This is a genomic window from Arthrobacter sp. FW306-05-C (assembly GCF_021801725.1).
Lineage (GTDB): Bacteria > Actinomycetota > Actinomycetes > Actinomycetales > Micrococcaceae > Arthrobacter.
In genome coordinates this window covers 1,422,754-1,435,935 of the sequence record NZ_CP084556.1, presented here as the reverse complement: position 1 = coordinate 1,435,935, position 13,182 = coordinate 1,422,754, and the positions used below count along the sequence as shown (strand labels likewise).

The 13,182-nt window shown below is 67.1% G+C and carries 12 protein-coding genes; 5 read left to right on the top strand and 7 right to left on the bottom strand.

Annotated features, from left to right (window positions below; genetic code table 11):
• Nucleotides 1-2,277 carry an ATP-binding protein gene (locus tag LFT44_RS06615; RefSeq protein ID WP_236801886.1) on the bottom strand — a complete coding sequence of 759 codons (2,277 nt, stop codon included), beginning with the start codon at nucleotides 2,275-2,277 and terminating at the stop codon, nucleotides 1-3.
• A gap of 7 nt (nucleotides 2,278-2,284) precedes the next feature.
• On the bottom strand, nucleotides 2,285-3,892 hold the full coding sequence (locus LFT44_RS06610) for a carboxyl transferase domain-containing protein (protein WP_236801885.1): 1,608 nt from the start codon (nucleotides 3,890-3,892) through the stop codon (nucleotides 2,285-2,287).
• Between the two features lie 145 nt (nucleotides 3,893-4,037).
• Between LFT44_RS06610 and LFT44_RS06605 the strand changes: the two genes are divergently transcribed.
• Complete coding sequence (locus LFT44_RS06605; RefSeq protein WP_272910881.1) at nucleotides 4,038-4,730, top strand: SACE_7040 family transcriptional regulator; 693 nt, start codon at nucleotides 4,038-4,040, stop codon at nucleotides 4,728-4,730.
• 97 nt (nucleotides 4,731-4,827) lie between these two features.
• Here LFT44_RS06605 and LFT44_RS06600 read toward each other — a convergent pair whose 3' ends face one another.
• From LFT44_RS06600 to pdhA, 3 genes are read right to left on the bottom strand one after another with little or no spacing between them, the layout of a single operon-like run.
• Nucleotides 4,828-6,216 (bottom strand): dihydrolipoamide acetyltransferase family protein, encoded by a 1,389-nt coding sequence (locus tag LFT44_RS06600; protein ID WP_236801884.1) that lies wholly within the window; start codon nucleotides 6,214-6,216, stop codon nucleotides 4,828-4,830.
• Nucleotides 6,213-7,223: an alpha-ketoacid dehydrogenase subunit beta gene (locus LFT44_RS06595; RefSeq protein WP_236801883.1), complete on the bottom strand. Its 1,011-nt coding sequence runs from the start codon at nucleotides 7,221-7,223 to the stop codon at nucleotides 6,213-6,215. Before LFT44_RS06595 ends, LFT44_RS06600 begins: the two co-directional genes overlap by 4 nt.
• Nucleotides 7,223-8,392, bottom strand: coding sequence for a pyruvate dehydrogenase (acetyl-transferring) E1 component subunit alpha (pdhA, locus tag LFT44_RS06590; RefSeq protein ID WP_236801882.1), 1,170 nt, complete (start codon nucleotides 8,390-8,392; stop codon nucleotides 7,223-7,225). The genes LFT44_RS06595 and pdhA overlap by 1 nt, the downstream gene beginning before the upstream one ends.
• A 192-nt stretch (nucleotides 8,393-8,584) precedes the next feature.
• Between pdhA and LFT44_RS06585 the strand changes: the two genes are divergently transcribed.
• The 4 genes from LFT44_RS06585 (at nucleotide 8,585) to LFT44_RS06570 (ending at nucleotide 11,008) form a co-directional block, all read left to right on the top strand.
• Nucleotides 8,585-9,058 carry an Lrp/AsnC family transcriptional regulator gene (locus LFT44_RS06585; protein WP_236801881.1) on the top strand — a complete coding sequence of 158 codons (474 nt, stop codon included), beginning with the start codon at nucleotides 8,585-8,587 and terminating at the stop codon, nucleotides 9,056-9,058.
• A 268-nt stretch (nucleotides 9,059-9,326) separates the two neighbouring features.
• Nucleotides 9,327-9,818, top strand: coding sequence for a hypothetical protein (locus tag LFT44_RS06580; protein ID WP_236801880.1), 492 nt, complete (start codon nucleotides 9,327-9,329; stop codon nucleotides 9,816-9,818).
• Nucleotides 9,819-9,965: 147 nt separating this feature from the next.
• Nucleotides 9,966-10,370, top strand: a complete 405-nt coding sequence (locus LFT44_RS06575; protein WP_236801879.1) for a DUF4383 domain-containing protein — start codon at nucleotides 9,966-9,968, stop codon at nucleotides 10,368-10,370.
• A gap of 14 nt (nucleotides 10,371-10,384) precedes the next feature.
• Nucleotides 10,385-11,008, top strand: a complete 624-nt coding sequence (locus LFT44_RS06570; protein WP_236801878.1) for a hypothetical protein — start codon at nucleotides 10,385-10,387, stop codon at nucleotides 11,006-11,008.
• A 145-nt stretch (nucleotides 11,009-11,153) separates the two neighbouring features.
• Here LFT44_RS06570 and LFT44_RS06565 read toward each other — a convergent pair whose 3' ends face one another.
• Complete coding sequence (locus tag LFT44_RS06565) at nucleotides 11,154-12,770, bottom strand: solute symporter family protein (RefSeq protein WP_236801877.1); 1,617 nt, start codon at nucleotides 12,768-12,770, stop codon at nucleotides 11,154-11,156.
• Entirely contained in the window at nucleotides 12,767-13,147 is a 381-nt protein-coding gene (locus LFT44_RS06560) for a DUF485 domain-containing protein (protein ID WP_236801876.1), read from the bottom strand. Before LFT44_RS06560 ends, LFT44_RS06565 begins: the two co-directional genes overlap by 4 nt.
• Nucleotides 13,148-13,182 lie beyond the last annotated feature (35 nt).

The window sequence follows — 13,182 nt, the reverse complement described above, 5'->3', positions numbered from 1 at the left end:
TCAGGCTCCTTCGCCTTGGTCTTCGTCTGCAACTGTTTCTGTGTCCGTGGAGCTGGGTCCGGTACCCGTGGGATGGGGGTGGACGGTGGCCAGCACCTGGTCGGCCTTCACCAGGTCACCGGTGCGGGCGGACAGATGGACCGTCCCTGCCAGCGGGGCCACCAAGTGATGCTCCATCTTCATGGCCTCCACGGACACCAGGACTTCCCCGGCCTGGACTTCATCCCCGTCGGCGACCGGGACAGCCACCACCGTGCCGGGCATTGGCGAACGCACCTCCGGATCGGCGGCGCCTTCCTGCCGCTGGACGGCTGCCAGCACCCGCTCCAGCCGCGCCTCGCGGGTCAGGACGTCAATCCGGCAGGACCAGCCGGCGTTGCCGAGGAAGAGCTGGGAGGGACGTCCGGGCAGTGGATTACTCCACGTCGGTTCCACCGGCCCCGTGACGACGGGCGCCAGCCGGTAACTCCGGTGCTCGCCGTCAAGGTCAAGGTCGATGCCGTGCCGGCTGGACCAGTCCAGGGCTGCACGCCGCCGGGCGCCGCCGTCGACCGTTACCGTGACTGTCTGTCCCCCGCTGGGGCTGCCGCTGACCAGCACGGTTGTCACGCCGCCGTCGGGCGTTCCGAGGCTGATCCGGCGCGGAGCCGGTACGCCAAGCCGCCAGCCGCTCCTGTCCAGCCACGGGCCGGACGCAGGGGCCGGATGGTCCTGCGCCTCCATGGACAGCGCGTAGAGCGCGGCGGCCACAAGTTCGGGCTCTTCGATGCGGCGGAATTCGAGTGCGGGCAGCTTCCGCTCGATCAGGCCGGTGTCCAGGCGCCCGGCGCGGACGTCGGGATCGTTGAGCAGGAGCAGAAGGTACTCGACATTGGTCTCGATGCCCAGAGCGGTGTACCCGGCCAGGGCTGTATCAAGGGACGCGAGGGCTGCGCCGCGGTCCGCTCCCCAGGCGATCACCTTGGAGATCATGGGGTCGTAGTGTGCCGAAAGCTCCAGCCCTTCCACCAGGGAGGAATCCACGCGGAGCCGGCCGCCGGGCTGGTCCACTTCACCCCGTGCGGAAGCGCTGGGCCGCTGCTGTGGTCCCGGCAGCTCGTCCAGCTGCAGCACAGTCCCGGTGGACGGCAGGAAGTTCTTCTCCGGCACCTCGGCGTAGACCCGCGCCTCCACCGCATGGCCGGACAGTTCGACATCGGCCTGCCGGAGCGTCAGTTCCGCCCCGGCGGCGATCCGCACCTGCCATTCCACGAGGTCGATGCCGGTGACCATCTCGGTGACGGGGTGTTCCACCTGCAGCCTGGTGTTCATCTCCATGAAGAAGAACTCATCCGGCGCGTCGTCGGACACCAGGAATTCCACTGTTCCCGCCCCGGTGTAGTTCACGCTGCGGGCGGCGTTGCATGCGGCTTCGCCAATCCGCGCCCGCACTTCCGCACCGTTGGGCAGGCCCTCCAGCAGGGGGGACGGGGCTTCCTCGATGACTTTCTGGTGCCGTCGCTGCAGGGAGCACTCGCGCTCGCCCAGGTGGATGACGTTGCCGTGGTTGTCAGCCAGCACCTGCACTTCGATGTGCCGCGGGGTGGTCACCAGGCGCTCCAGGAACAGGGTGTCATCGCCAAACGCCGCACTGGCAACGCGCCGCGCCGTGGCCAGGGCTGCAGGCAGGTCCGCCGGCTTTTCCACCACGTGCATGCCTTTGCCGCCGCCACCGGCGGAGGGCTTGATCAGGAGCGGATAGCCGACGGCGGCGGCCGCCTCGGACAGTTCGCCGTCCGTCATACCGGGCCTGGCAACGCCGGGGACCACGGGCACGCCGTAACCCGCCACATGGTTTTTGGCGCGGATCTTGTCGCCCATGACATTGAGGGCTTCCACGCCCGGCCCGATGAACGTGATGCCGGCCTTTTCAAGGGCCCTGGCGAAGTCCACGTTCTCGCTGAGGAAGCCGTAGCCCGGGTGGACGGCCTCGGCACCGGACCGCCTGCAGGCTTCGACGATCGCGCCGGCGTTCAGGTAGCTCTCGGCCGCCGCGGCAGGGCCGATCCGGACCGCCGTGTCGGCTTCGCGCACGTGGCGGGCGCCGGCGTCGGCATCGCTGTAGACGGCCACCGAGCGGATCCCAAGCTGTCGCAGGGTGCGGATGACGCGGCAGGCGATTTCGCCGCGGTTGGCCACCAGGACCGTGCTGAAAAGCGGCGTGGCGTTGTTGGTGGCGGTGGCCGCTGCGGTCCCGGCGCCGGTGGTTTGGGTGGCGGTGTTGGTCTGCATGGTCATTGCTGGCTCACATCCGGAAGAGGCCGAAGGAGGTCTCCGGCAAGGGGGTGCGGGAGACGACGTCCAGGGCGAGGCCCAGGACGGTGCGGGTATCGGCGGGGTCGATGACGGCGTCATCCCAGAGCCGCGCAGTGGAGTAATACGGGCTCCCCTGGTCCTCGTACTGCTCGCGGATGGGGGCTTTGAAGGCTTCCTCGTCGTCCGCCGGCCAGTCCTCCCCCGCCGCCTCATACTGGTCCCGCTTCACGGTGGCCAGCACGCTGGCCGCCTGGTTGCCGCCCATCACCGAGATGCGGGCCGCGGGCCACATCCACAGGAACCGCGGGGAATAGGCGCGGCCGCACATGGAGTAGTTCCCGGCACCAAAGGAGCCGCCGATCACCACGGTCAGCTTGGGCACGCGGGCCGTGGCGACGGCGGTGACCATCTTGGCCCCGTTCTTGGCGATGCCGCCCTGTTCGGCGTCCCGGCCCACCATGAAGCCGGAGATGTTCTGCAGGAACAGCAGCGGGATGCCGCGCTGGTCGCACAGCTCGATGAAATGCGCGCCCTTGAGCGAGGACTCGCTGAACAGCACGCCGTTGTTGGCCACGATGCCCACGGGGTGACCGTCGATGCGGGCGAAGCCGGTGACAAGGGTGGTGCCGTAGTCCTTCTTGAATTCGTGGAACCTGCTGCCGTCCACCAGCCGGGCGATCACCTCATGGACGTCGTAGGGTGCGTTGACGTCCGTGGGCACGGCGCCGTAGAGCCCCTCCGGGTCGACGGCAGGTTCGACCCCGGGTTCCACCTGCCAGGCGGGCGCGGCGGGAGGAGGCAGGGTGGCAACGACGTCCCTGATGATCTGGAGGGCATGTTCGTCGTTGTCGGCCAAGTGGTCGGTCACACCGGAGACGCGGGAATGCACCTCGCCCCCGCCCAGTTCCTCCGCAGTGACGATTTCCCCAATGGCGGCCTTCACCAGCGGCGGTCCGCCCAGGAAGATGGTGCCCTGGTTCCGGACAATAACGGTTTCGTCGCTCATGGCGGGGACGTACGCGCCGCCCGCCGTGCACGACCCCATGACGGCGGCGAGCTGCGGGATCTTGGCGCCGGAGAGGCGTGCCTGGTTGTAGAAGATCCGGCCGAAGTGGTCCCTGTCCGGGAACACCTCATCCTGCTTGGGCAGGAACGCCCCGCCCGAATCCACCAGGTAGATGCAGGGCAGCCGGTTTTCCAGGGCGATCTCCTGCGCGCGGAGGTGCTTCTTGACCGTCATTGGGTAATAGGTGCCGCCCTTGACGGTGGCGTCATTGGAGATGACCAGCACCTGCCTGCCGTGCACCAGGCCGATCCCGGCGATTACTCCGGCGCCCGGGGCATCGCCGTTGTACATGCCGTTGGCGGCAAGGGGCGCGATTTCCAGGAACGGGCTGCCGTCATCCAGGAGCTGGTCGATCCGGTCCCGCGGCAGCAGCTTGCCCCGGGCCACATGCCGGTCCCGCGACTTCTGGGGACCTCCCAGCGCCGCATCCGCCAGCCTTTTCCGCAGGTCCTCCGCGAGCGCCAGCTGCGCTTCCCGGTTGGCGCGGAAGGACTCGCTTGCCGGGTCGAGCCGGGTGGCCAGGGTCTCCATTGACGATCCGTCCTTGTGTGCACCGGGCCGGCTCCACGCCAACTCGGTTAGTGACTAATAACTGAAATTCAGGTTAGTCTCGATTAACTGTGATGTCCAACACACGGGCGCCTTGCTAGACTCTGCGTCGGCCCCAGGAGGAAAAGTGTCCAGCAATCCAGTGCAGCCGGTTCCTGCCACGCACGTCCCCACACCGCAGGGTCCCACGACACAGGTCCCCACAACGCAGGTCCCCACAACGCAGCGCGGCAAGGCCAAGGAGAACCGGCGGCAGGCGTTGCTGACAGCTGCGGCCTCGCTGTTCGCAGCCAACGGCTTCAACCGGGTGTCCCTGGAGGACCTCGGCGCAGCTGCGGGCGTCAGCGGGCCTGCGGTCTACCGCCATTTTCCCGGCAAGCAGGCGGTCCTGGCCGACCTCCTGGTCACCGTGAGCCGGGAACTGCTCGACGGCGGCCGCCAGGTTGTGGAGCACGCCGCCGATCCCCTGGCGGCGCTGCGCCAGCTGGTGGAGTTCCAAGTGGACTTCGCGCTCGGCAAGCCGGACGTAATCCGGGTGCAGGACCGCGACCTCAGCAATCTGTCGGAGCAGGACCAGTCCGCCGTGCGCGCGCTGCAGCGCAGCTATGTAGAGGTGTGGGTGGACGTCCTGGCAAAGGTGCACCCCGGTATTGATGCCGCTGAACTGCGAATGCGCGCCCACGCCACCTTTGGCCTGATCAACTCCACGCCGCACTCCGTCCGCAGCCACGGCAGGCGGATGGCTGCCAGCGTTGCCCGCCCCTTGCTGGAGCGGATGGCGCTGGCAGCCCTGATGGTGGACAGCGGGCCTTCGGCCTGAGCCGCCCAACACCGGGCACCACACGAACGGCCCCCGCCCGCACAACCGGGCCCTGGCAGCACCGCTTATGCGGGTTGGGGCCGGTGGTGATGGGCCGCTACACCATGGTGAGGACCATCCCCGGCTCGGCCAGGATGGCACCGACGTCGGCCAGGAAACGGGAGCCTTGTTCCCCATCCACCAGGCGGTGGTCGAAGGACAGGCTCAGCGTGAGCACCTGGCGCAGCGCCACCTCGCCCCGGTATTCCCACGGCATGGTCCGGACCGCGCCCAGGCCGAGGATCGCCGCCTCCCCCGGGTTGAGGATGGGGGTGCCGGCGTCGATGCCGAAGACACCGATGTTGGTGATGGAGATGGTGCCGCCGGAAAGGTCCGCGGGGGTGGTCTTACCCGCCCGGGCGGTCTCGGCGAGTTCCGCCAGGGCCTGGGCGAGCTCCGGGAGCTGCAGGGCGCCGGCGTCCTTGATGTTGGGCACGGTGAGCCCCCTGGGCGTGGCCGCGGCGATGCCCAGGTTCACGTAATGGAACGTGACGATCTCCTGGTTTTCCTCGTCCCAGCGCGAATTCAGCGCCGGCTGCCGGCGAAGGGCAATGAGGACCGCCTTGGCGGCGAGCGTCAGGGGTGTGAGCTTGATGCCGGCGAATACCCTGCTCTCCTTCAGTTTGGCCAGCAGCTCAAGGCTCGGCGTGACGTCCACGGTGAGGAACTCGGTGGCATGCGGCGCAGTGAAGGCGCTTTGCACCATTGCGGCCGCGGTGTGTTTCCGGACGCCTCTGATGGGAGTCCGGGTCTCCCGCTCCCCCGCGCCTGCTCCAGCTGCAGCCGCCCGCCCAGCCATGGGAGTGGCGGCCTCTTCCGCGTGCCCGGAAAATCCCTGCACATCTTCCCGGGTAATCAGCCCGCCGGGACCGGTACCGCGGATCTGCGCGAGGTCCAGCCCCAGGTCCTTGGCCAGCTTGCGGACGGGAGGAGTGGACCGCGGTCGCTCGGCCGGCCTGGTTTCGACAGGTGTGGTTTCGACTGGCTCAACCACCGGCACCGCGCTTTCAGCCTGTTTTGTTTTGGCCGGCCCAGCCACCGGCGCGAAGTTGCGCGCCCGGCGCGTGGGGCGTCCGGATCCTTCGACGACGGCACCGTACCCCACCAGGTTCGGTTCCCGTTTGGGCGTCTCCGCCGGTTGTTCCCCGAGCCCGGCCGAACGGCCGTTCCCCTCCGAAGGCGACCCGCCGTCGTCGTCCGCCACCTCAAAGGAGACGATGGGCTTGCCCACCTCCACGACGGAACCGGGCTGCTCGTGAAGTTCCTTGATGACGCCGGCAAAGGGCGACGGAAGCTCCACTACGGCCTTGGCCGTCTCCACCTCGGCGATGACCTGGTTCAGGGTGACGGTATCGCCAACGCCCACTTTCCAGCTGAGGATTTCGGACTCCGTGAGTCCCTCACCCAGGTCCGGGAGCCGGAATTCCTTGATCATGGTGGCGCTCATCCTTCCAGCCCGCTCAGGGAGTTGGGGCGGCCCAGGGCACGATCCACACCGTCCAGGATGCGGTCCAGGCCCGGCAGGTGGTGCATTTCCAGCTTGGAGTAGGGGTAGGGGATGTCGAACCCGGTCACCCGGACGGGTGCTGCTTCCAGGTGGTAGAAGCACCGCTCCGTGATGCTCGCCGCCACTTCCGCGCCGAGCCCGCCGGACTGCCCGGCCTCGTGGGTGACCACCAGCCGCCCTGTCTTCCGCACCGAGGCCACCACGGGTTCGTAGTCAACGGGGGCCAGCGAGCGCAGGTCGATGACTTCAATCGAGATGCCTTCATCCGCTGCGGCGGAGGCGGCGTCCAAAGCGGTCTTGACCAGCGGCCCGTAGGCCACCAGGGTGACGTCCGCGCCGTCGGTCAGCACCCTGGCCTTGTCCATGGGCAGGGCCATGGCCGGGTCCACGGACTCGTCCACCTCACCTTTGTCGTGATAGCGGCGCTTTGGCTCGAAGTACAGGACGGGATCGTCACAGGAGATGGCCTGCTGGATCACGGTGTAGGCGTCCTGCGGATTGGCCACTGTCACCACCCGCAATCCGGAGGTGTGGGTGAAGTAGGCTTCCGGTGATTCCGAGTGGTGCTCGGGCGAGCCGATGCCGCCGCCAAAGGGGACGCGGATGGTGATGGGCATCTTGACGGCCCCGCGGGTGCGGTAGTGCAGCTTGGCCACCTGGCTGACGATCTGGTCGAACGCCGGGTAGATGAACCCGTCAAACTGGATTTCCACCACCGGCCGGTAGCCCCGGTAGGCCAGGCCGACGGCGGTGCCCACGATGGCGGACTCGGCCAGCGGCGTGTCCACCACGCGGTGGGTCCCGAAATCCTTTTGCAGGCCGTCCGTCACGCGGAACACCCCGCCCAGGGTGCCAATGTCCTCGCCGAGGAGGACCACCTTTGAGTCGTTTTCCAGCGACTTGCGCAGCCCGGCGTTGATGGCACGGGCAAAGGTCAACTGCGTCATCAGCGTGCACCTTCCTCTGAAACGGCTCCTGCGGGATCGCCGAAGGACGCCAAATAACGTGCGTAATGGTCCTGCTGGCGTTCCAGCCAGGAGTTGGGTGCGCTGTAGACGTGCTTGAAGATGTCCATGGGCTGGGGATCGGGCATGGTGGTGCAGCCCCGGCGCATCTCCGCCGCAACGGCGTCTGCCTTGTCCTTGACCTGCTGCTGCAGTTCCGCGGTGAGCAGGCCCTTCCGGTCCAGGAGGCCGGCGAGCCTGGAGATGGGGTCCTTGGCCGCCCAGTCCTCAAGTTCATTGGCGTCCCGGTAGCGGGTTGGGTCATCGGCCGTAGTGTGCGGCCCCATGCGGTAGCTGACCGCTTCGATGAAGGTGGGACCGCCGCCGCGCCGGGCCCGGTCCAGCGCCAGCCGGGTAGCGGCCATGACCGCCAGGACATCGTTGCCGTCCACCCGCAGGCTGGGGATGCCGAAACCGGTGGCCCGGTCCGCGAGCTGGATATGGGACTGCAGTCGTACCGGCTCGGAGATGGCCCAGTGGTTGTTGGTGCAGAAGAAGACCACGGGGACCTGGAAGCTGGCGGCAAACACCATGGCCTCGCTGACGTCGCCTTCGCTGGTGGCACCGTCGCCGAAGTAGGTGATGGCTGCGGCATCGGCGCCGTCATTCTGGATCCCCATGGCATAGCCGGTGGCGTGCAGGGTCTGGGCACCGATAATGATCTGCGGCGTGGCCATGTTGATGCTGTACGGGTCCCATCCGCCGGAGGCATTGCCGCGCCATACCCGGAGGAGGTCGGTCAGATCCACGCCGCGGCAGTATGCCACTCCGTTCTCACGGTAGCTGGAGAACACAAAATCGTCGGCCCGCAGGGACCGGCCGGACCCGATCTGGGCCGCTTCCTGGCCGAGCAGCGGGGGCCACAGGGCCAGCTCACCCTGCCGCTGCAGCGCGGTGGCCTCCACGTCGATCCGGCGGATGACAGTCATGTCCTCGAACAGGGAACACAACTGCTCGTCGGTAATATCCCTGACCCAGAAGTCGAACTCCGGGTGGCTGATGCGCTCGCCTGCCGGGGTGATCAGTTGGAGAAATTCCTGCCCGGGGCTGCCCGGGTTTCCTGCGCTTTCGGGGGTCTGTGCGCCGCCAGGGCCCGTTTCGTCTGTAGACACGATTGCCGCAACCTTCGTACGTCGTTGACCCGTGGCCTCCGGGCTTTTGGCCCTGCCGCCACCGGCCTTCCGGGCGTCATTGCCCCAGATACTGTGACCCTACTCACAACACCCATGGGGTACAACCACTCGGGCATTTTTTGAGCAGAATGCCCTGTCAGGCCTGTTGGCACCGTGCTAGCGTTGCGCATTATGCAAGCTTTGGATGGCACTGACACCCGCCTGCTGTCGGCGCTCGCGGAGGACCCCCGCCGGACGGTGGTGGCGCTCGCCCAGAAGCTGGGGCTGTCCCGCAACACGGTCCAGGCGCGCATGGCCCAGTTGGAAAAGAAGCACGCCTTCCTGTCCTTTCAACGGCGCATCAATCCGGTGGCGCTGGGGTACCCGCTCATGGCCTTCATCTCGGTGCACGTCCAGCAACAGAAACTTGGGAGGCTGGCGGAGGAGATCGCGGCCATTCCGGAGGTTTTGGAGGGATACGGGCTGACGGGATCGGCGGACCTGCTGCTGCGCGTGGTGGCCCGGGATGCCGAGGACCTGTTCCGCATCAACGGAAAGATCCTGGCCTGCGACGGCGTGGAGCGGGCGGACACGGCCCTGGCTATGGGCGAGCTGATCCCCTTCCGTGTGCGGCCCCTGCTTGACCGCGGCTCAGAGGGCGCATAGCGGCAGGATTTGGAGGCGGCGCTGAAAGCACGACGGCGGCGGGCCGGGTTATAGGCTGGTTTCAGTCATACGCGGGCCGGGACCGGCCCGTCCGCCCGCCGGCGCCGAAGCGCCTGTTCGATGAAAGCCGCCAGTTTGATGAAAGGCTCACCACTTGACTAGTCCCCAGGACGCGGGCAGCCCCCAGGATCCGTACCAGCAAGGACCGTACAGGCAGGGCACGTATCAGCAGGGCCCTCCGGGCGTAACACCGCATCAGTTTCCCCCGATGCCGGAGCAGCCGGCCCCGTTCGGCCTGCCCGGTGAGCCTCCCCCGCAGCGAAGCCGGCAGCGGAGCCGGCGGAAGCTGTGGGTCATCCTTGGCAGCATCGGCGGAGTGCTGCTGCTGGTGACCATCGGCGTCGTCATCCTGGTGAACATCGTGGGCAGCGCCACCAACCAGGCCAGGGGCCTCGCGGACGACTTCACAAAGAAGGTGATCGCCGGCGACACCTCCGGCGCGTACGACGAATATCTCGACCCCGCCCTTCAGGAGCAGCTTTCCAAGGAGGCATTCATCTCCGGGGTGAAGAGCCTGGAAATGGACAGCTCCTGCCAGCCCTCCTACAACAACCTGAAGGTGGCCACCGAGAACGGCGTCAAGTCGGCCGAGGTGGTGGGCCAGATCAGCTGCACCGGCAAGAAGGTGGACCTGGCCTACAAGTTCCAGGGAACCGACCGGCTCACGATGACCAACATCAAGCTGCGTCCCGCCGCCTAGGGCCAGCCTGACGACGGGAAGGTGGAAAGGGTACTGATCTTTTTACCCATCCACTTCCGGCCATGGTCCGAATCGCTTCCGAGGGTCCCGCCCAGGGACCACGGACCGGCGGGTGGCCACACCCGTCCTATCGGAAGGATCCAGGCCATGCGCAACTCACCCAACCGCCTCATCGCCACCATTTTCGGAGCCGTCTACCTGCTGGTGGGCCTCCTGGGCTTCGCAGTCACCTCCGGCGTCGGTTTCGCCGCCACCGAGGGCGCGAACCTCATCATCTTCGAAGTCAACCCGCTGCACAACGTCATTCACCTGGCCATCGGCGCCGCGCTGCTCTTGGCCGGGCTCCGCGGGACGGCCAGCGCACGCACGGTGAACGCCACTGTGGGCGCCGTCTACCTCCTGGTGGGCATTGTTGGCCTGTTCCTGCTGAACTCGCCGCTGAACATCATCGCGCTGAACGGGGCCGACAACGTCCTCCACCTGGCCAGCGCGGTACTCCTGCTCGGCGTGGGCCTGTCCCTGGACAAGTCCCCGGCCGCTGCCCGCGCGTAGCAGGACAGCGCGGAATGACAAGGCCCGGAATGGCTCCTGCGGGGCCAACTGTTCCAGCAATCCAGCCAGCGCCCCTGACGCACCCTTCGGTCCGCCTGGTCACCGGGTTCGCGGGATTCGGCGCGGGATCGGTCAACCTGGCCATCTCGTCCAGCATCCTTGCAGCCGGTTCGGCGCAGCCGGAGAGGATCATCGCCGCGGTGCTGGCCGGGCTGTGGGGCACAGCCCTGCTGGCCGGTGCCGTGGTGTTCCTGGCCAGGGACCGGTCGGCGGGCGGCCGATGGGTGCAGTACCCGCTGGCGGCCGCCGCCGTGGCCCACCTCGCCGCCATCGCCTTCCCTGCGTTCGTAACTTCCGGGCTGGGCTTGACGCAGCTTTCGGCGTTGCTGCTGACGCTGATGATCATCGCCTCGCTGGCGTGGCTGCGGCGGACCCAGCGGCTGGACGGCGGGCGGCAGCAGGCAGCCGGGGAAAGGGCCGGAGACCGGCCGGGCAGGCTGTTGCTCGCAGCGTTTGCCGGTGCCGTCCTGGTGGCGGGCATTACGACGCCGGGACTCGCCGCTTCGACCGCGGGCCAGTACGCCGTGCCGCACGGTGGGCACGGGAACCTGGCGCCGGGTGGCCACCACCAGCACTGAGCGACCACTGGGCCGCCCGCGGCTGGACCGCACCCTGTCCCACGGAAAGAGCCTCCATGCCGCAGTCTGCGGCAGGAGGCTCTTCGCGTTGCGCCGAAAAAATCCCGGCGCTGGTTGGCAGTGGGCCCTCTTCAGGAACCCTGCCTTAGTGGTCCACGGCCTTCTCGGCTCCGATTCCCGTGAGCGACCGGACTTCCATTTCGGCCTGCTTGGCGGGATCTTCGCGCCTCTTGTCCAGGGTGGTGCCCAGCCATCCCAGGAAGAAGGCCAGCGGAATCGACACGATGCCCGGGTTGCTCAGCGGGAAGAGCGCGAAGTTGGCACCCGGGATCATCGAGGTCTTGGCACCGGACACCACCGGCGAGAACACGATGAGCAGGATGGCCGCCGCCAAACCTCCGTACATGCTCCACACGGCGCCCTGGGTGGTGAACTTCCGCCAGAACAGCGAGTAGATGATGGTGGGCAGGTTCGCCGAAGCGGCAACCGCGAAGGCGAGCGCCACCAGGAAGGCTACGTTCTGGCCGTTGGCGAAGATGCCGCCCAGGATGGCCAGGATGCCGATCACCACTACGGTGCGGCGGGCTACCCGGACTTCGGTGGCGGCGTCGGCCTTGCCCTTGGCAATGACGTTGGCGTAAATGTCATGGGCAAAGGATGCCGCCGCCGTAATGGTCAGGCCGGCCACCACAGCCAGGATGGTGGCGAACGCGACCGCCGAGATGAACCCGAGCAGCAGCGGGCCGCCCAGGTGGAAGGCCAGCAGCGGGGCGGCGGCGTTGACGCCGCCGGGTGCGGACTTGATGGTGTCCGCGCCCACAAGGGCCGCAGCTCCATAGCCAAGCACCAGGGTGAAGAGGTAGAACAGGCCGATCAGCCAGATGGACCAGACCACGGACTTGCGTGCTTCTTTGGCTGTGGGGACGGTGTAGAAGCGCATCAGGACGTGCGGCAGGGCTGCCGTGCCGAGCACCAGGGCAAGGCCCAGGGACATGAAGTCCAGCTTGGACGTATCGGTCTTGCCGTACTGGAGGCCCGGGTTCAGGACCGCAGGGTTGTTGGCGGTCTCCACGGCACCGCCCAGCAGGGCGGAAAGGTTGAAGCCGTAGATGGCCAGGACCCACAGGGTCATGACGGCGGCACCGGCGATCAGCAGCATGGCTTTGATGATCTGGACCCAGGTGGTGCCCTTCATGCCGCCGATCAGGACGTACATGATCATGAGGGCGCCGACGACGATGATCACCAGGGCCTGGCCGCCCCAGTCGCTGATGCCCAGCAGCAGGGAGATCAAGCTGCCTGCACCGGCCATCTGGGCCAGCAGGTAGAAGAAGCAGACCGCGAGGGTGGAAATGGCGGCGGCGATCCGGACCGGGCGCTGCTTCAGCCGGAAGGACAGCACGTCAGCCATGGTGAACTTGCCGGTGTTGCGCAGCAGTTCAGCAACCAGCAGCAGCGCCACGAGCCAGGCCACCAGGAAGCCGATGGAGTACATGAACCCGTCGTAGCCGTTGATGGCGATGGCCCCGGTAATGCCCAGGAAGGATGCTGCGGACAGGTAGTCGCCGGCGATGGCGGTGCCGTTCTGCGAGCCGGTGAACGACCGTCCTGCCGCATAGTAGTCGGCGGCGGTCTTGTTGTTGCGGCTGGCGCGGAACACGATCACCATGGTGACCGCCACAAACAGGCCGAAGATGCCCATGTTCAGCAGGGTGGTGTCCTTGAGGGCGGCGACGTCCACCGCTGCGGGAATTGCGATCATTTGTTGGCTCCGCCCACTCGGTTTCCGTTCTTATCGAATTCATGCCCCTCGATCTCGTGCCTGATCTCCGAAGCGATGGGGTCCAGCCGCTTGTTCGAGTAGTGCACGTACCAGCCGGTGATGGCGAAGGTGGAGACAAACTGGAGCAGGCCCAGGATCAGGCCGATGTTGATGTTGCCCCAGACCTTGGTGGACATGAATCCCACCGCATAGTCGGCAAGCAGGACATAGGCGAAGTACCACAGCAGGAAGGCCACTGCCATGGGGAAGACAAAGCTGCGGTGACGCTTGCGCAATTCCTGGAACTGCCCGGTCGACTGGACTTGTTCAAAGTCCACGGACGCCGCTGCGTCCGGAGTATGGGCATCGTTACCCATCGTTCCTCCTCATTGAGTTGCCGGAACACACCGGG